We start from the raw sequence: 15,977 nt of genomic DNA, 5'->3' as shown, positions 1-15,977 counted from the left end.
GAAGCTATGTGCCCCCCCCCGACACTGCAGGCGCCGCCGGTGCGCGAGTTGCCCGCCGGGGAGGTCTGGGTGGGGTGCGAGTCCGGCGTCAACGTGCCGTTCTGCCGGGCCCGCGCCGCTCAGCGCGAACGTGCCGGACGGGCGACGTACAGTCGGGTGATGCCCGAGATCGCGATCGCCGAACGGGCCGGGGTGGGCGCCGATGGCCACCCACGCCCCACCGAGGACCACGTCGTCGTGCTGGACAACGCGGTGCTCGTCCTCGACGGCGCCACCTCGTCGGATCCCTCGCACCCGCCCGGCGGCTGGTACGCCGAACGCCTGGCCCGGCGCCTCGCCGGCGACCTCCGCGCGGCCCCGGAAGCCGATCTGACCGAGGTGCTGACCAGCGCGATCGCCGCCCTCACCGCCGAACACGAACTACAGCCGCAACGCTCGCCGTCGAGCACGGTTGCGGCCGTGCGCTGGCTCGGAGACCGGGTCGACGCGCTCGTCCTCGCCGACAGCCCGGTGGTCGGGTTCGGCCGCTTCGGCGTCGACGTCGTGTCGGACGACCGGCTGACCCGGCTGCGAAGACGCGGGCTGCTCCAGACCGGCGCCGACGTCCGGCGCCGGCGCAACGCCCACGACGGCTTCTGGGTCGCCGAAGCCGTCCCCGGTGCCGCCGCGCACTCGGTCCGGCGCAGCTGGCCGCGGGCCGACGTCGACGCGGTGCTGCTCGCCAGCGACGGTGTGTCCATCGGCGTCGACCAGTACGAACTTTTCGACTGGCGCAAAGTTCTGGCGATCACCCGCGGCGACGGGCCGGACGCCGTGCTCGATGCCGTCCGCACCGCCGAAAAGCAGGATCCGGACGGCGAGCGCTGGCCCCGGCCGAAGCGGCACGACGACCAGGCGCTCGTCCTCGTGGATTTCAATCAGGGGGTTAATCAGGGTCTTCCCTGATCACGGCGGTCGCGTTTCCCGCGAACCTGGACGCATGGGGACGGAAACGGGGAAGCGCACGAGACCGTGGCGGCTCGTCGCGGTGGCGGCGATCGGGTGGGGCCTGTTCACCGCCTTGGTGCTGCACATCATCAGCTCGCGCAATCCGGTGTACGACACGCTGTCGAGCTACACGGTGACCGACCGCGGCGAAGGGATGCTCGCGGCGAGCGTGCTCTCACTGGCCATCGGGTCGCTCGCGGTGCTCGGCGCGCTGCAGGTCGCCGGCGTGCCGTTGTCGCGGACGACCCGGCTGCTGCTCGCGTTGTGGGCACTCGGGCTGGCCGCGGCCGCGATCTTCCCGGCCAGCTACCCCGAGGCACCCGACCCGGTGAGCGGCGAAATCCACCTCTACGCGTGCCTGGTCGCGTTCTGCAGCCTGCCCGGCGCGGCGATCTCGCTCCTGGAGCCGCTGAAGGGCCGGCCCGAGCGCGTCGCGCTGGTCCGGTCGATCCGGCTGACCGCGGGCGCGTTCGCGCTCTTCGCCCTGAGCTTCGTGTTCGTGCGGCTGAGCGAGGCCGGGATGACGCCGTTCCGCGAAATCTCCGACGCCTTCCCGATCGGCGTCACGCAGCGGCTGCTGCTGCTCGCCGACGTCGTGCTGCTGGGGACGCTGCTGTGGCTGGCGGCCCGGCTCGAGTCAGCTTTCGACGGCCGCCGCGAATTCGGGCGCGTAGCCGTACAGGCCGGGCATGCCGCCGGTGTGCAGGAACACCACGTGGTCGTCCGGGGCGAAGTGGCCCGCCCATTCGACCAGCGCGGCGGCCACTTTGCCGGTGTAGACCGGATCGAGCACCACGCCCTCGGTGCGCCCGAAGAGCCGTAGCGCGTTCCAGACGGCGTCGGTCGGGATGCCGTAGCCGGGGCCGAGGGTGGAATCGCCCAGCCTCGCGTGCGGGAAGGGCGAGGGCGGCGGCTCGACGCCGAGGAGCTTGGCCGCGCCGTCGACGAGGTCGCGGAGGTTCTCCGTGGCCTCGTCGAGCGGGTGGCTGACGCAGGCGACGCCGACGCCGAGGCCGCCGAGCAGGGCGGTGGCCAGGACCACCCCGGCCGCGGTGCCACCACTGGCGTGCGGGACGACGAGGTGAGCGCGCTCGATGCCGCGTTCCTCCAGCTGCTCCGCGAGTTCGTAGGTGGCACGGACGTAACCGAGGGCGCCGAGGTCGTTGGAGCCGCCGACCGGAATGGTGAAGACCTTCCGGCCGTCTTCCTGCGCTTCGGCGACGAGCCGGTCGTACGTGCGGCCGGTCTCCTCGCCGTCCGCGCAGACGTGGACGGTCGCGCCGAACAGCTTGTCGAGCGGGAGGTTGCCGCCGCGTTCGTACGCCTCGCCGTCGCGCGGGACCTTGGCGGTGAGCACAAGTTCGCAGCGCAGGCCCAGCTTCGCGCACGCGGCGGCGGTCTGACGGCCGTGGTTGGTCTGGAGCGCGCCGAACGTGATCACGGTGTCCGCACCGGCCGCCTGGGCCGCGCCCAGGTGGTATTCGAGCTTGCGGAGTTTGTTGCCGCCGGCGCCGAGCGGGTGGACGTCGTCGCGCTTCAGCCAGAGGTTGCGCAGGCCGAGGGCTTCGCCGAGCCGCGGCGCCTCGTGCAGCGGCGTCGGCCAGCCACCCAGGTCGACGCGGGGGATCGCCGCCAGCGCGGCGTCGGGGAATCCGGCGAAGTCGAACGTCATCGGCCCTCCAGGCTCGGCTTTCTAACCACTATAGGGGGTTAAAGCACCGCGAAGCGGAGCTCGGTGTGCGGCCCGACCTCGCGCACGCCGATCCGCCGGAGCCTGACGCCGTCGAGCTCGGGGTCGCCGAACAGCGGCAGCCCGGCGCCCAGCAGCACCGGGGCCATCCGGACGTGCAGCTCGTCGGCCAGCCCCGCCCGCACGGCCTGCCGGACCACGCTCGTGCCGATCACCTTGACCGCCCGCTCTCCCGCGGCCGCCCTCGCCTGCGTGATCGCCGACGCGATCCCGTCGGTCACGAAGGTGAAGGTGAGGCGCTCGTCCTGCGCGGGCGACACGGCCGGCGGCGTGTGCGTGACGACGAAGATCGGGACCTGGAACTCGTAGTTGCCGAGGTACCAGTCCGGGTCCTCGGCCATCGCGAAGGTGCGGCGACCGAGGACGACCGCGCCGGTCTCGCGGATCAAGTCGGTCATGTACTCGCTGCCGTTCGAGGCGGCCGGGTCGGACAGCCGCGCCGTGCCGCCGTGGCGGTCGGCAACGAAGCCGTCCAGCGACATGCTCATCCCCGCGTGCACCGTGGCCATGGTTTCTCCTCACGTAGTCGTCGGCGAGGTAGACCGCCGGGGCCGGGAAAACTCATCGGGAGTAGCCGAAGACCGTCGGTATCCGGTAACGTTCGTTCGAACGAACGAGAACCTTCGGGGGCCACCATGACCGCTACGAGCCTCGACTTCACCGGCCTCGCCGCCCAGGCCGCGCAGCTCGCCGCGGGTGAAATCACCTCCGCGGAGCTCACGGCGGCTGCGCTCGGGCGGGCGCACGCGAGCCAGCCGACGCTCAACGCGTTCCGCCACCTGCGTGACGACGAAGCCCTCGCCGAAGCCGCCGAGGCCGATCGGCGCCTGGCCGGCGGCGAGCGTGCCCCCCTGCTCGGCGTGCCGGTCGCGATCAAGGACGACGTCGACCTCACCGGCCTGCCCACCTCGTTCGGCTGCCCCGGCGAATTCCCGTGCGCGACGGCCGACGCGCCCGCGGTCGCGCTGCTGCGCGAGGCCGGAGCGGTGATCATCGGCAAGACGAACACCCCCGAACTGGGCCAGTGGCCGTTCACCGAGGGCCCGGCCTTCGGCGTGACGCGCAACCCGTGGCACACCGGCCACACCCCAGGGGGTTCTTCGGGCGGGAGCGCGGCCGCGGTGGCGTCGGGGGTCATCGCGGCCGCGCTCGGGTCCGACGGCGCCGGTTCGGTGCGCATCCCGGCCGCGTGGACCGGGCTGGTCGGGATCAAGACCCAGCGCGGCCGGATCCCGACCGAGGGCGAGCTGTTCCACGGCCTGACCGTGCTCGGGCCGCTGGCCCGCACCACCGAGGACGCCGCCCTGCTGCTCGACGCGGCCGCCGGGACGTCCGGCGTGTTCCGCGCGGCCGCCGCGCGCGAGCCCGGGAAGCTGCGGATCGGGCTGTCCACGCGAATCCCGTTCACCGCCACCAAGACCCACCTCGACCCGGTCGTCGACGCGGCCGTGCGCCGGCTCGCCGAGTCCCTGGCCGGGCTGGGGCACGAGATCGTCGAGGTCGAGCCGGACTACGGCCTGATCGGGCTGACCTTCCTGCCGCGGTCGCTCACCGGCGTCCGCGACTGGGCGCTGCGGGTGCCCGACCGGGCCGGGCTCGACCCGCGCACGCGCAGCAACGCCGGTCACGGCCGCCTGCTGGCCGGCCCCGCGCTGCGGCTGGCCCGTGCCCTCGAGCCGGGCCTGCACCGGCGGATCGGCTCGGTGTTCGGCCGCGTCGACGTCCTGCTGACGCCGACCACCGCCACCCCGCCGCCGGCGGTCGGCACGTTCGACGGGCTGTCCGGCTGGGAGACCGACCAGGCCATGATCGCCGCGTGCCCGTACGCTTGGCCGTGGAACGTGCTGGGCTGGCCGGGGGTCAACGTCCCGGCCGGGCAGACGGCGGACGGGTTGCCGCTCGGCGCGCAGCTGCTCGGCCCGTCGCACGCCGAGGAGCGGCTGATTTCGCTTGCCGCGCAACTGGAAGAGGTCGAACGGTGGCCGGAGCGGCATCCCGCGACAAGCTGGTGAGCACCCGGGAGGCCATCCTGCGCGGCGCGCTGACCGTCGTCGGCGAACACGGTGTCGGCGGGCTGACCAACCGCCGGATCGTCGCCGCCGCGGGTGTCTCCCTCGGGACGTTGACCTACCACTTCCCCAGCCAGACGGCGTTGCTGCGCGAGGCGATGCTGCTGCTCGTCGAGGACGAGACGGCGAAGCTCGGCGCGATCGTGGACGGCTACCGCTCGGAGGGGCTGAGCGTCGAGCAGGCGGCGTCGGTGGTGGAGCACGTGATCGCGCAGCTGCCGTTCGGCGCGGACGAGCTCGGCGCGCACGAGTTGTACCTGCAGGCGGCGCGGGACCCGGAGCTGCACGAAGCGTCTTCACGGTGCTTCGCGGCGTACGACGAACTGGCGGTGACGATCCTCAGCGCGTTGGGGGTCCCCGACCCGGCCCGCCTGGCGGGGCCGGTGGTGGCGCTGATCGCGGGGTTGCAGCTGCGGCGCCTGGCGACGGGCGAGACGGACACGCCGGTGGCCGAGCCGCTGATGATGTTGCTCCGCGGAGCTTGATGGCCCGCCCGGTCGTCCGCGGCACGGCGGCGTGGAAGTACTTCGGCGACTTCCGCGACGGGCTGCTGGCCGGGCAGGTGCTGGTGCTGCAGGTGGCCCACCCGGTCGTCGCGGCGGGGGTGCGGGACCACTCGGATTACACGTCGGACCCGTGGACGCGCCTGATGCGAACGGGCGCATCGCTGTCGATCTACGTCTACGGCGGCCCGGCGGGCGCGCGTGTCGAGGCGGCTCGGTTGCGCGCGTTGCACCGGAGGTTCACGGGCGTGGCGGACGGGCGGCGGTACAGCGCGCTGGACCCTGCGGCGTATGCGTGGGTGCATGCGACGTTGGTGAAGGTTCCGGTTGACGCGCAACGGTTCTTCGGGCGGCGTCTGTCCACATCGGAACTGGACGAGTACTACGCGCAGATGTGCGACGTCGGGCGGATGCTGGGGGTGCGTTCGCGGGATTTGCCGCCGGACTGGGCGGCTTTCGAGCGGTATTACGACGCCATGGTCGCGGGGTTCGTGACGAACCCCGCGATCGAGCAGCTTTTCGAGACGATCCGGACGGTCCCGAAGCCGGTCCGGTGGCTGCCCGACTCGTGGTGGCGGTGGCACGCGCGGATCCAGATGTTCCTGATCCGGGCGACGCTGCCACCGGCTTTCCGGGAGCGCCTCGGTCTACAGTGGACGTTACGGGACCAGCGGCGGTTCGACCGCTTCGCGGCGGCGGTGCGGATTCTGTCGACACCGATCCCGGCTGGGTTGCGGACCGCGCACATGCGGTGGATCGGGAAGCTCAACGTGTGGTTCCGCGCGCATCCGGGGGTTTACGACCGGTTGATTGGCGGCAGGGGCCCGGGCTCGGCGCAGCGGTCTTGACGCCGGCCGGCTGAGCCTTGGGTGGTCGAGGACGCAACTGGCGCGATCTCGCGTGATCGAGGCGCGATCTCGCGTGATCGCAGGCCGATCTCACGTGATTGGAGAGCGATCTCGTGTGATTGAAGGCGCAACTCGCGTGATTAGAGGCGCACCTCGCCTGTCTGGAAGGGCAACTCGCGTGATTGGAGGGTCGACACGCGTGACTGGAGGGTTGACACCCGTGACTGGAGGGTCGACACGCGGACTGGAGGGTCGACACGTGTTTGGAAGGTCGACACCCGTGATTGGCAGGGCGACACGCGTGATTGGCAGGGCGACACGTGGGATTTGAGGGAGTGGCCCGCGGGGGCGCCCCCCGTCTCCAGCGTATCGGCTGGCTATGACGGAAACCGGTGGTGAGACGGCCGGCTAGGCCGGGTTGTCCACATCTCGCCTCGCCTGTGGAGCGGTTCGGGCGTAGTGGGCTCGGGCTTTGGCTCGGTTTCCGCAGCGGGACATCGAGCACCACTGGCGGTTGCGGCGGGGTGAGGCGTCGCAGAACCGCAAGCCGCAGTCGTCGGCCGCGCAGACTCGGACCTCGGCGTCGCTCGTGGCCAGGTCGATTGCGTCCGCCGCCAGGGCTGCGAACGCCGCCGCCACCGGGTCCTTCGGGGCCGGGACCTCGCGGCGCAGCGCTCCGCCCGCCAACGCCAGGCGCGGCGGAGGTGCCGGCGCGGAGGCCGCCGCGTTGTTGACCAGCTCGACGTCCATCGAGGACGGTTCCTCCGGCGGCAGCAGCACCCGGTCGATCGCCTCCCGCAGCGCCTTCGCCGCCAGGACGTTGCCCGCCGTCACCGGCACCGGGCCCGTCGTCAGCCCCGCCAGCGAGAACCACTCCGCCAGCGCGTCCGGGCCCGTCAGCAGCTCCACACCCGACTCGTGCCGGCTGCGCATCGTGTTGACGAGGTCGAGGCACGGCCGTCCGCCGTCGAAGACCCACTCCATGCCGGTCATTCTAACCCTTGAAGACAGTTAGAAGCAGCGCTACCGTCTAACCCTATGAACCGGTTAGACAACATGGCCACCGTGAACGGCATCCGCCTGCACTACCTCCGCGCCGGTGACGGCCCGCCGCTATTCCTGCTGCACGGCTGGCCGCAGACGTCGCACTGCTGGCACAAAGTCCTGGACCCCCTGGCCGAGACGCACACCGTGATCGCCCCCGACCTGCGCGGCTACGGCCGCAGCGACAAACCGAGGGACGGCTACGACAAACGCACCATGGCCGCCGACATCGCCGCCCTCGCCGACCACCTCGGGTTCGCCACCACCGCCGTCGTGGGGCACGACCGCGGCGGCCGCGTCGCCCACCGCTGGGCCCTCGACCGCCCGGACCAGGTCGAACGCCTCGCCGTCCTCGACATCGCCCCGACCCGCGCGATGTGGCAGCGCCTCGACGCCGGCATCGCCAAGGGGTATTGGCACTGGCTCTTCCACCTCCAGCCCGACCTGCCGGAACTGCTGGCCGGCCAGAACATCGCCGCCTACCTCGGCTACTTCTTCGAGCGCTGGACCCACCAGCGCCACGCCCTCGACGCCGACGCGCAGGCCGAGTACGTCCGTGCCTTCTCCCAGCCGGGCGCGCTCCGGGCCGGCTTCGACGACTACCGCGCCTCCTTCCCTGACGACGCCGAACTCGACGACGCCGACTTCGCCGCCGGGAAGCGCCTCACCCAGCCACTTCTCGCCCTCTGGGGCGCGAACGGCCTGCTCGGCACCCTCCCCACGCTCGACATCTGGCGCGAGTACGCCGACGACGTCACCGGCGAACCCCTCGCCGAGTGCGGCCACTTCCTGCCCGAGGAGCAGCCTGGCGAAGTGGTCGCCCACCTGCGGAAATTCCTCCACCCCTGAGACTCCCGGGGCCTCCGGTCCCCCGAACTGGGGACCGGAGTTCCCTCGCCGCCGTGACGCCCGCCACCGGATCCACCGGTTAGGTTCGGCACACGATGGGGAGCAAACCGAGAGCCGTACTGCTGATGCTGCTGGCCGCACTGGGGATCGTGGCCGGCGGCGGGATCGCGCACGCCGACGGCGCACCGAGCGGCACCGACGTCCAGGTCGCCCAGACGCTCGGCGAGCGCGAGCTCACCGTGATCATCCGCCGCGTCGACACCACACCGTCGCCGCTGAGGGTGGACGTCGTGACGCACCAGGGCACCGCGCCCGGCACGCTGCACCTGGCCGTCGCGGCCGACGGCGTCCCGAGCTCGCGCACGGACGTCGCCCTCGGCGCCGCGCCGGGCGTCTACCCCGGAAATCTCCAAGTCGACAAACCGGGACCGTGGGAACTCTCGCTGAGCGACGACACCGGGCGGACAGCCGCGATCCCGTTCGTCGTGCCCGCCCGGGTGGTCCCGCCGTGGGAAAAGGCGACCTACGGCGGGTTCGTCGCCGCGGGCGCCTTCCTGCTCATCGCCCTGGTCGTCGGGCTGCGCGCCAAGCGGACGGCGTTCGCGCTCATCCCGGGCGCCGGCGTGGTCGCCGCGATCGCCGTCGCCGTCACCGGGGCGCTGCTGTCGGCGGGTACTCCGCCGCCACCGGCGCCCGGCAGCCAGCTGGACCCGACGTTCGACAACGTCACCGATCCGTACGCGAACGCCCAGCTGTCCACTGTGGATTATTCGCGGCCGCCGGTGAACCTGGCCGTCCGAGCCGGGAACGACGACCTCGAGCTGAGCCTCACCGACGGCGCCACCGGCCGCCCGGCCGACGACCTGCTGGTCCGGGACAACGCCCTGGTGCACCTGGTGCTCGTCTCGCCGTCCGGCCGGCTGAGCCACCTGCACCCGGTGCGCGTCGGCCCCGGCGACTACCGCGTCCACCTCGCCGATCCGGAAACGGGCACGTACGCGGTCGCGGCCGAACTCGCCCGGCGCGGCGGCGGGGTCCAGCTCGCCCGGTCCACAGTGGACCTCAAGGGCACCGCCGCCCCCGCACCCGAACCACCCGGCGCCGGGCCGCGGACGATCGACGGCACCCCGGTCGACCTCACCATCAGTCCCGGGACGCCGACGACGATCACCGCGCACTTCCCCGCCCAGGACCTCCAGCCGTGGCTGGGCATGCTCGGCCACCTGATCATCGCCGGGCCGATCACCGGCCCCGTCGGCGAAAGCGCCGCGAAGGCACCCACCTGGGCGCACGTCCACGCCATGATCCCGCCGGTCGCGGGCCAGCGGGACCGTCCTGATGAGACGGTCGCCGCGTACGGCCCGGACGTCGGCTTCACTTACACCTTCGCCCAGCCCGGCCGGTACCGGATCTGGCTGCAGGCCGAACGCGGCTACCGGGTGCTCACCGTGCCCGCCGTGGTCGACGTCCCGGCGACCGGAGCCGGCCGGTGAAACGCCCGACGTTGCTGATCGCCGTCGTCGCCCTGGTCGTCGCGGCCGGTGCCGCGTGGCTGCTCTGGGGTGGCGGCGACGCGAAACCCACGGACCAGCAGGCGGTTTCGGGTCCCTACACCGTCCAGTTCTCCGCGGAACAGCCCCACCTCGGCGGCAACACGATCGTGGTCACGGTGACCGGGCCGACGCCCGAAGCCGTCACGGTGGCTCCGGTCATGGCGCAGATGGGGCACGCGTTCCCGGCGGTCCCCGCCGCGCCGGACGGGCCCGGCCGGTACCGCGCCACGGACGTCGGGCTGCCGATGTCCGGGCAGTGGGAGATCGCCGTTTCGCTGCGCGGCCCCGGTGGGCCCGCGCAGATCGTCTTTCCCGTGTTGGTCAAGTAAAGGAGGGGGCATGGATCTCACCGCATCCGGCGTGCGCACCACGTCGGTGGCGAAACAGGCTCGAACGGGGTTGCTGCCGGCGAACGTCGTGCTCGGCGGGTCACTGCTGTCGCTGGTCGGGCTCACCTGGGACATCCAGTGGCACGACGACGTCGGGCCGGACACGTTCTTCACGCTGCCGCACCTGTTCCTGTACGCGGGCAGCGCGGTCGTCGGCCTGGCGAGCCTCGCCGTCGTGCTGCTGACGACGGCGGCGCGGCGCGCGGGACGGCCGGTCGACCCGCGGATCGGCGGGCGCGTGGTCAACGTCTTCGGCCGGACGTTCGCGGCCCCGCTGGGGTACCTGGTTTCCGGCGTCGGCGCGGCGACCTTCCTGCTGTACGGGCTGTGGGACCAGTGGTGGCACGGGCTCTACGGCTTCGACGCGGTCATCGACTCGCCGCCGCACATCGGGCTGCTGCTGTCGATCACGGTGTCGCTGATCGGCACGACCGCGGTGTTCGCCGCGGCCCGGGAGCACCGCTGGGGCCGGCTCGGCACGCTGGCGTCGCTGACCGTGCTGCTCACCTTCGGGCCGGTGCTGGCGCTCGGCTTGCAGCAGGTGCCGGACGACTACGCCGACGCCGTCGCGATCGGGACGTCGATGATGGCGGTGCTGCTGGTCGCCGTCGGCGCCGGGTTCGCCCGCCGTCCGGGTGGGGCGGTGGGCACCGCGGCACTGGTCGCGGCCGTGCAGGCGGTGTTCTGGTGGTTCTCGCCGTGGGCGGCGAAGGCGTACGCGGACCTGGTCGGCCTGCCGTTGCGGGACGCGATTTCCGGGGTGCCGGCGATGCCGTCGCTGACCCCGATGGCGTTGCTGCCGGTCGCCGCGCTGATGGAGCTGGTCTACTTCACCGGGCGACGCCGGGGGTGGCGCGCGGGCCGGGTGTCCGTGGTCGCCGGCGGGATCGCCGGGCTGCTGCTCGGGCTGAGCCTGCCCCTGCAGCGGGCGCTGCTCTACACCGGCGCGCACGTGCCGCCGGCCTGGTACCTGACGACGACCGCCGTGCTCAGCGCGGCGCTGGGGCTGCTCGGCGGGTTCGCCGGGTGGCGGTTCGGCGGGATGCTCTGCCTGCTGGCGCCCGCGAAGAAGGGGGAAACCGCTGATGCGTAAGAGTCTGCTCGCTCTCGCCGTCGTGGCCGGGCTGCTGTTCGCCACCGCGGCGCCGGCGAACGCCTACGAGCCGGTCAACATCGTGCACACCGAGCGGGTGCAGGCCGGGCCGTACGGGCTGACCGTGGGCTTCAGCACCTGGCCGCTGAAGGCCATGCAGTCCCTGGACTTCACCTTCATCCCCGACGGCGGGATCGAGGGCAAGTCCGGCACGCTCACCATGCTCAACCCGGAGGGCGGCCAGAACCGGAAGCAGCCGCTGGTCCGGCACCCGCGCAAACTCGAGGTGTGGGGACTCGACGTCCGCTCGATGCCGCGGCCGGGCGACTGGACCTTCCGCTTCACCGTCAACGGCCCCGCCGGTTCCGGCACCGGCGAACTGCGCGCGTTGCCGGTGCTGGAACAACCGGGGCCGCCGATGGGCGTGAGCTGGGCGATCAGCACGTTGCCGCTGATCGGGCTCGTGGCACTGGTCGTGGTGGCCTGGCGCCGGACCCGCGGCCGCCTGCGCGGGGGTGAGCTTCCGGCAATCGGGTGAGATTCCCCTCACATCGGGTGTCCGGACGTATTCGGACGGCCGCGAAGGCCTCCTTCACCGTAGAGAGCGGGGAAGGGGGCCTTCACCATTCGTCTTCCGGGGCACGGGCGATCAGGCGGGCAGGTCGAACTGCCCGGCCTTGACGGCGATCAGGAACGCTTCCCACTCGGCGGTGTCGAACACGAAGACCGGGCTGGTCGCGAGCTTGGTGTCCCGGACGCCGATCAGGCCGTCACGGCCCAGGTTGACCTCGACGCAGCTGCCGCCGTTGGGCTCGCTGGCGAACGACTTCTCCCAGGCGGCCTCTTCGAACAGGGTCACGGCCGTGTTCGGATCGTAATCCGCGAACGACGGATAATCCGCCATGGGTCGTACCTCCGAGGATCGATGGGGGGCGCGGTCGTGACCTGGTCGAAGGCACCCGCTCCCGGCTACTCAGTGTCTCAATGGAGCAAGCCACAGGGCCAAGCGGGTGATCAACTGGGTACGGCCTCGACATGAAGATTATTCCAGGAGTAGGATTAATCGCATCGGCCGGGGCGCTGGTGTCGGTGAATGACTGCCTGCCCGCGGCGGGCGGTCGTCGAGGCGGGCCGAACAGCCGGAACGACCAGAGCCGGAACCAACCAAGCCAACGCCACCGCAGGACCTCATGGGGGAGGAACAGCGTGATCGTCGAGGAAGGTGCGCCACCCGGCGCGCTGGCCGTGACCAGGCTGGTCCGAACTCCGGAAGCGGAAGCGCTTTCCCTCCGGGGCGCCGAAGCACCGCGACGAGAGCTGGGGGTGTAGACGAATGGCCGTCCGGGTGAACTCGCTCTTCCGCCGCGAGGACGAAGAACACCGTGGCCGCCGGGGCATCGGGAACGAGCTGCGCAACCGCTTCGGCTTCAGCCTGATCCAGGCGCCGCTGCGCAAGACCACGACGTGGGCCACCGATCAGGACCTCCCGCTGCGGCGCCACGCCGACGGAGTCCGCACGACCCGCCCGCTGGAAGCCGCGATCGACCTGACGCCGCTGATGAGCGGCCGGATCGGCTCGCGCGCCTGAACTGCCGTACCACCGCGAAAGAGCCCCGGTTTCCTGCGGAACCGGGGCTCTTGCCTTCTCCGGCTACGGTTTCCGGAGCAGCAGGCAGCCGTGCCGCATCGGCCGCTCCCCCGCCACCGGCTCGCGGTACACCCGCCCCACCTCGGTGAAGCCCGCCGCGGCCGCCAGCCCGGCCAGGTCGTCCAGCGGCCAGCTGTAGGCCGTCGTCACCTTGTGGTCGAACGACGTCAGCGGGCCGCCGCCGGATTCGAAGCACCCCAACAGAACGTGACCACCGGACGCCGACATTCGGGCGAATTCGGCGAAGTACGCGGGCACCTCCACCGGTGGGGTGTGGATCAGCGAGTACCACGACAGGATCCCGGCGAGCGACCCGTCCGGCAGGTCCAGCGCCGCCATCGAACCCACTTCGAACCGCAGGCCCGGGTGGGCGGCCCCGGCCAGCGCGATCATCGCCGGCGACAGGTCGACGCCGAACGCGTCCACGCCGAGCGAACGCAGGTGCGCCGTCAGGTGCCCGGGCCCGCAGCCGAGGTCGGCGACCGGACCGCGCCCGCGGACGGAATCCGCGAACGCCGTCCACACCGCCCGCTCCAGGGCGTGCTTGTCCCAGACCTCGGCGGCGAATTCCGCGTACTGATCGGCGATCGCGTCGTAGGCGGCCGCCGTCACGGCTTGCGGCCGAGGCCGCAGAGGTGACCGACGAACGCCGGGTCGTTCGCGAGCTTCTTCGTGGCCTTGGACTCGATCTCCTCCGGGTGCCACTCCGGCAGGTAGACGATGCCCGGCTCGACCAGCTCCAGTCCCTCGAAGAACGACGTGAACTCCGCGCGGCTGCGCAGGTGCAGCGGCGTGCTCGACTGGTTGTACTGCTTCATGATCGTCTCGCGGCTGTCCGCGTCGGCCATGTCGTGCAGGCCGTCGTCGGTGAGGTGCGAGGACAGGAAGTAGGAGCCGGACGGCAGCAGCGAGAGGTACTTCCGGATGGTCTGGGCCACCGGCTCGTCGGCGCCGAGGAAGTAGAGGACGCCGACCATGATCAGGCCGATCGGGCGGTTCGGGTCGAGGACGCCGGTGTCGAGCGCGCGCTTCCAGATGTCGGCCGGGTCGCGCAGGTCGCCCTGCAGCACCGCGTGCCGTCCCGCGACCCCCTCCTGCTCCAGCAGGATCTGCGAGTGGGCCACCGCGACCGGCTCGTTGTCGACGTACACGCACCGGGCGTCCGGGTTGACGTCGGTCGCGACCTCGTGGACGTTGCCGACGGTCGGGACGCCGGAGCCGAGGTCGAGGAACTGGTCGATGCCGTTGCGCGCCAGGTACCGCACGCCGCGGCCGAGGAAGTCGCGGCCGGCGCGCGCGACGGTCTTGATCATCGGGAAGGTCTTGACCGCCTGCTCGCCGAACTGGCGGTCGATGGCCCAGTTGGCGTCGCCGCCGAGGAACCAGTCGTAGATGCGGGCCGCGTTCGGCCGGTCCAGGTCCACGCCTTCAGGGGCTTCGGGGTCCTGCGTAGTCATTGCGTCCTCCAGGCTTGCGGCCGACACCGCCGACCACGCTCGCGAGAGGGACCGTGGCGGCGCCGGGCTCCGGGCGCCACTCTCCCACAGGCACGATCCCGGGCTCGACGACGTCGAAGGTACCGAAGAACGCGGCGATCTCGTCGAGGGACCGGGAAACCGCGGGGGAACTCGACCGCTCGGACAGCTTCACGAGCTTCCGGATCTGCGCCAGCTCGTCGCCTTCGACGCCGGATTCGGTCGCGTGGGAAAGCACGTACGCCGATCCGGGCGCCAGCAGCGTCCGGTAGTCGCGGATGGCTTCCCGGACACCGGTGACGTCCGGGAGGAAGTGCAGCACCGCCACGGTCAGCAGGCAGATCGGCCGGTCCGCGTCGAGCACGCCGGTGGCCAGCGCGGCTTCCCAGACTTCGCCGGCGTCCCGCAGGTCGGCGTGCAGCACGGCGTGGCGCTCGGGGTCGCCGGCCTCTTCCAGGAGCATCCGCCCGTGCGCGACGGCCACGGGCTCGTTGTCGACGTACACGCAGCGGCTGTCGTCGACGTGGTCGTCGGCCACTTCGTGCACGTTGCCCGCGGTCGGGATGCCGGAGCCGAGGTCGAGGAACTGCGTGATGCCCTCGGAAAGGCAGTAGCGCACGGCCCGGCCGAGGAAGTCGCGGTTGCTGCGGGCGAGCGCTTTCGCGAGCGGGAACGCCTGCACGGCCTGTTCGCCGAACTGCCGGTCGATCGCCCAGTTCGCGGTGCCGCCGAGGGCCCAGTCGTAGATGCGCGCGATGTTCGGCCGGTCGAGGTCGATGACGTCGGGGAGGAAGTCGGGGTCCACGATGTCCACTTCCGGGGGAATCCAGCGCAACAGACCGACTCTACCGAAAGTTGTTCACCGGTCGGGATACCTCAGGCGGCCGTTCGCCCTATTGGAGCTGCTGCATCTGCGCGCGGTAACCCTCCGCGAGCTCCTTGAGGAACTGCCGGGTCTCCTGCCGCTCCAGCGCCGCTCCCCGCAGCCTGTCCCACGAGTCGACGAAGATGTTGAAGTCCTTGACGTCGTCGAGGTAGAGCCCGCCGGCGGAGTGCTCGATGTAGACGAAGTCGCGCGTGCGGTCCGGGAACCGCATGATCGTGAAGTCGTTGGGCACCGCGGCCAGCCGCGCGCCGAACGGCAGTACGTGCACGTAGACGCGCGGGTGCTTCTCGAGCGAGAGCAGGTGCTCGACCTGGTCGAGCATCACCGCGGGCGCGTACCCGCCGGGTGCCCGGCGCAGCGCGCCTTCGCTGATGATGAAGCGGTAGTAGGGCGGCTGCTGCTGCTCGAACACCGCTTTGCGGTCGAGGCGGTTGCGGACCAGCGATGTCACGTCCGTCGCGCCGGCCTCGGTGAACTGCTTGAGCATGTAGTGCTCGGACTGCAGCGGACCCGGGATGCGCTCACCGTGCCAGGTGAGGATCTCCGCGGCCGCGGGCTCCAGGTCGGTGAAGGTGCGGAACCAGTGCGGCACCACCGAGCGGTAGCCGGACCAGTGGCCGCGCTGCCCGGCGGCGGCCCGCGCCAGGTTCATCAGCGTGTCGGCCTCTTCGCCGTTGATCCCGAACGCGTTCAGCATCGATCGCACATCCCCGAGCTTCACCCCGACGGCACCGGACTCGATCTTGTTGACCTTGCCCTGGGTGCAGCCGAGGACCTCGGCGACCTGCTGCTGTGTCATCCGCGCCGCGGTGCGGGCATGCCGGAGCTCGTTCCCGAGCTGCTTCCGGCGCGAGGTGACGGTGCTGGCCATCGCCCTGCTCTC

18 protein-coding genes and 1 pseudogene are annotated in these 15,977 nt (G+C 71.7%); 11 read left to right on the top strand and 8 right to left on the bottom strand.

Going from position 1 to position 15,977, the window contains the following annotated elements:
* The first annotated feature begins 159 nt into the window (after positions 1-159).
* Positions 160-945 carry a protein phosphatase 2C domain-containing protein gene (locus ACWDN5_RS14975; protein WP_449676681.1) on the top strand — a complete coding sequence of 262 codons (786 nt, stop codon included), beginning with the start codon at positions 160-162 and terminating at the stop codon, positions 943-945.
* A gap of 34 nt (positions 946-979) precedes the next feature.
* A pseudogene (locus ACWDN5_RS14970) lies at positions 980-1,546 on the top strand (DUF998 domain-containing protein); the annotation flags it as partial.
* 78 nt (positions 1,547-1,624) lie between these two features.
* On the opposite strand, the gene ACWDN5_RS14965 reads toward ACWDN5_RS14970, so the two are convergent.
* The gene (locus tag ACWDN5_RS14965) at positions 1,625-2,659 is read right to left on the bottom strand and encodes a D-cysteine desulfhydrase family protein (RefSeq protein WP_449676677.1); all 1,035 of its coding nucleotides are present in this window, start codon (positions 2,657-2,659) and stop codon (positions 1,625-1,627) included.
* 38 nt (positions 2,660-2,697) lie between these two features.
* Positions 2,698-3,246, bottom strand: coding sequence for a dihydrofolate reductase family protein (locus tag ACWDN5_RS14960; RefSeq protein ID WP_449676676.1), 549 nt, complete (start codon positions 3,244-3,246; stop codon positions 2,698-2,700).
* Between the two features lie 126 nt (positions 3,247-3,372).
* On the opposite strand from ACWDN5_RS14960, the gene ACWDN5_RS14955 reads away from it, so the two are divergent.
* The 3 genes from ACWDN5_RS14955 to ACWDN5_RS14945 are packed head-to-tail and all read left to right on the top strand — an operon-like array spanning position 3,373 to position 6,157.
* Positions 3,373-4,749 carry an amidase gene (locus ACWDN5_RS14955; RefSeq protein WP_449676675.1) on the top strand — a complete coding sequence of 459 codons (1,377 nt, stop codon included), beginning with the start codon at positions 3,373-3,375 and terminating at the stop codon, positions 4,747-4,749.
* Entirely contained in the window at positions 4,716-5,291 is a 576-nt protein-coding gene (locus tag ACWDN5_RS14950; RefSeq protein WP_449676674.1) for a TetR/AcrR family transcriptional regulator, read from the top strand. The genes ACWDN5_RS14955 and ACWDN5_RS14950 overlap by 34 nt, the downstream gene beginning before the upstream one ends.
* Positions 5,291-6,157 (top strand): oxygenase MpaB family protein, encoded by an 867-nt coding sequence (locus ACWDN5_RS14945; RefSeq protein WP_449676673.1) that lies wholly within the window; start codon positions 5,291-5,293, stop codon positions 6,155-6,157. Before ACWDN5_RS14950 ends, ACWDN5_RS14945 begins: the two co-directional genes overlap by 1 nt.
* A 408-nt stretch (positions 6,158-6,565) precedes the next feature.
* On the opposite strand, the gene ACWDN5_RS14940 is transcribed toward ACWDN5_RS14945, so the two are convergent.
* The gene (locus tag ACWDN5_RS14940) at positions 6,566-7,141 is read right to left on the bottom strand and encodes a CGNR zinc finger domain-containing protein (RefSeq protein WP_310967986.1); all 576 of its coding nucleotides are present in this window, start codon (positions 7,139-7,141) and stop codon (positions 6,566-6,568) included.
* 54 nt (positions 7,142-7,195) lie between these two features.
* On the opposite strand from ACWDN5_RS14940, the gene ACWDN5_RS14935 reads away from it, so the two are divergent.
* The 5 genes from ACWDN5_RS14935 (at position 7,196) to ACWDN5_RS14915 (ending at position 11,623) form a co-directional block, all read left to right on the top strand.
* On the top strand, positions 7,196-8,050 hold the full coding sequence (locus tag ACWDN5_RS14935; RefSeq protein ID WP_449676672.1) for an alpha/beta fold hydrolase: 855 nt from the start codon (positions 7,196-7,198) through the stop codon (positions 8,048-8,050).
* A 95-nt stretch (positions 8,051-8,145) separates the two neighbouring features.
* Positions 8,146-9,543, top strand: coding sequence for a hypothetical protein (locus ACWDN5_RS14930; RefSeq protein WP_449676671.1), 1,398 nt, complete (start codon positions 8,146-8,148; stop codon positions 9,541-9,543).
* Positions 9,540-9,932 (top strand): FixH family protein, encoded by a 393-nt coding sequence (locus tag ACWDN5_RS14925; protein WP_449676670.1) that lies wholly within the window; start codon positions 9,540-9,542, stop codon positions 9,930-9,932. The genes ACWDN5_RS14930 and ACWDN5_RS14925 overlap by 4 nt, the downstream gene beginning before the upstream one ends.
* A 10-nt stretch (positions 9,933-9,942) precedes the next feature.
* Entirely contained in the window at positions 9,943-11,085 is a 1,143-nt protein-coding gene (locus ACWDN5_RS14920) for a hypothetical protein (RefSeq protein WP_449676669.1), read from the top strand.
* Positions 11,078-11,623: a hypothetical protein gene (locus ACWDN5_RS14915; protein ID WP_310967991.1), complete on the top strand. Its 546-nt coding sequence runs from the start codon at positions 11,078-11,080 to the stop codon at positions 11,621-11,623. The genes ACWDN5_RS14920 and ACWDN5_RS14915 overlap by 8 nt, the downstream gene beginning before the upstream one ends.
* Positions 11,624-11,734: 111 nt before the next feature.
* Here ACWDN5_RS14915 and ACWDN5_RS14910 read toward each other — a convergent pair whose 3' ends face one another.
* Complete coding sequence (locus tag ACWDN5_RS14910) at positions 11,735-11,989, bottom strand: DUF397 domain-containing protein (RefSeq protein ID WP_043788437.1); 255 nt, start codon at positions 11,987-11,989, stop codon at positions 11,735-11,737.
* A 429-nt stretch (positions 11,990-12,418) separates the two neighbouring features.
* Between ACWDN5_RS14910 and ACWDN5_RS14905 the strand changes: the two genes are divergently transcribed.
* Positions 12,419-12,673 (top strand): hypothetical protein, encoded by a 255-nt coding sequence (locus ACWDN5_RS14905; protein ID WP_310967992.1) that lies wholly within the window; start codon positions 12,419-12,421, stop codon positions 12,671-12,673.
* A 63-nt stretch (positions 12,674-12,736) separates the two neighbouring features.
* On the opposite strand, the gene ACWDN5_RS14900 is transcribed toward ACWDN5_RS14905, so the two are convergent.
* The 4 genes from ACWDN5_RS14900 to ACWDN5_RS14885 form a co-directional block, all read right to left on the bottom strand.
* Positions 12,737-13,345: a class I SAM-dependent DNA methyltransferase gene (locus tag ACWDN5_RS14900; RefSeq protein ID WP_449676668.1), complete on the bottom strand. Its 609-nt coding sequence runs from the start codon at positions 13,343-13,345 to the stop codon at positions 12,737-12,739.
* Positions 13,342-14,190 (bottom strand): SAM-dependent methyltransferase, encoded by an 849-nt coding sequence (locus ACWDN5_RS14895; protein ID WP_449676667.1) that lies wholly within the window; start codon positions 14,188-14,190, stop codon positions 13,342-13,344. The genes ACWDN5_RS14900 and ACWDN5_RS14895 overlap by 4 nt, the downstream gene beginning before the upstream one ends.
* Entirely contained in the window at positions 14,162-15,013 is an 852-nt protein-coding gene (locus tag ACWDN5_RS14890; RefSeq protein WP_449676680.1) for an SAM-dependent methyltransferase, read from the bottom strand. The genes ACWDN5_RS14895 and ACWDN5_RS14890 overlap by 29 nt, the downstream gene beginning before the upstream one ends.
* 88 nt (positions 15,014-15,101) lie before the next feature.
* Positions 15,102-15,965: a helix-turn-helix domain-containing protein gene (locus ACWDN5_RS14885; RefSeq protein ID WP_013222333.1), complete on the bottom strand. Its 864-nt coding sequence runs from the start codon at positions 15,963-15,965 to the stop codon at positions 15,102-15,104.
* Positions 15,966-15,977 lie beyond the last annotated feature (12 nt).

Source organism: Amycolatopsis sp. NPDC003731 (assembly GCF_053586895.1).
This window is presented reverse-complemented; position numbering and strand designations above follow the sequence as displayed.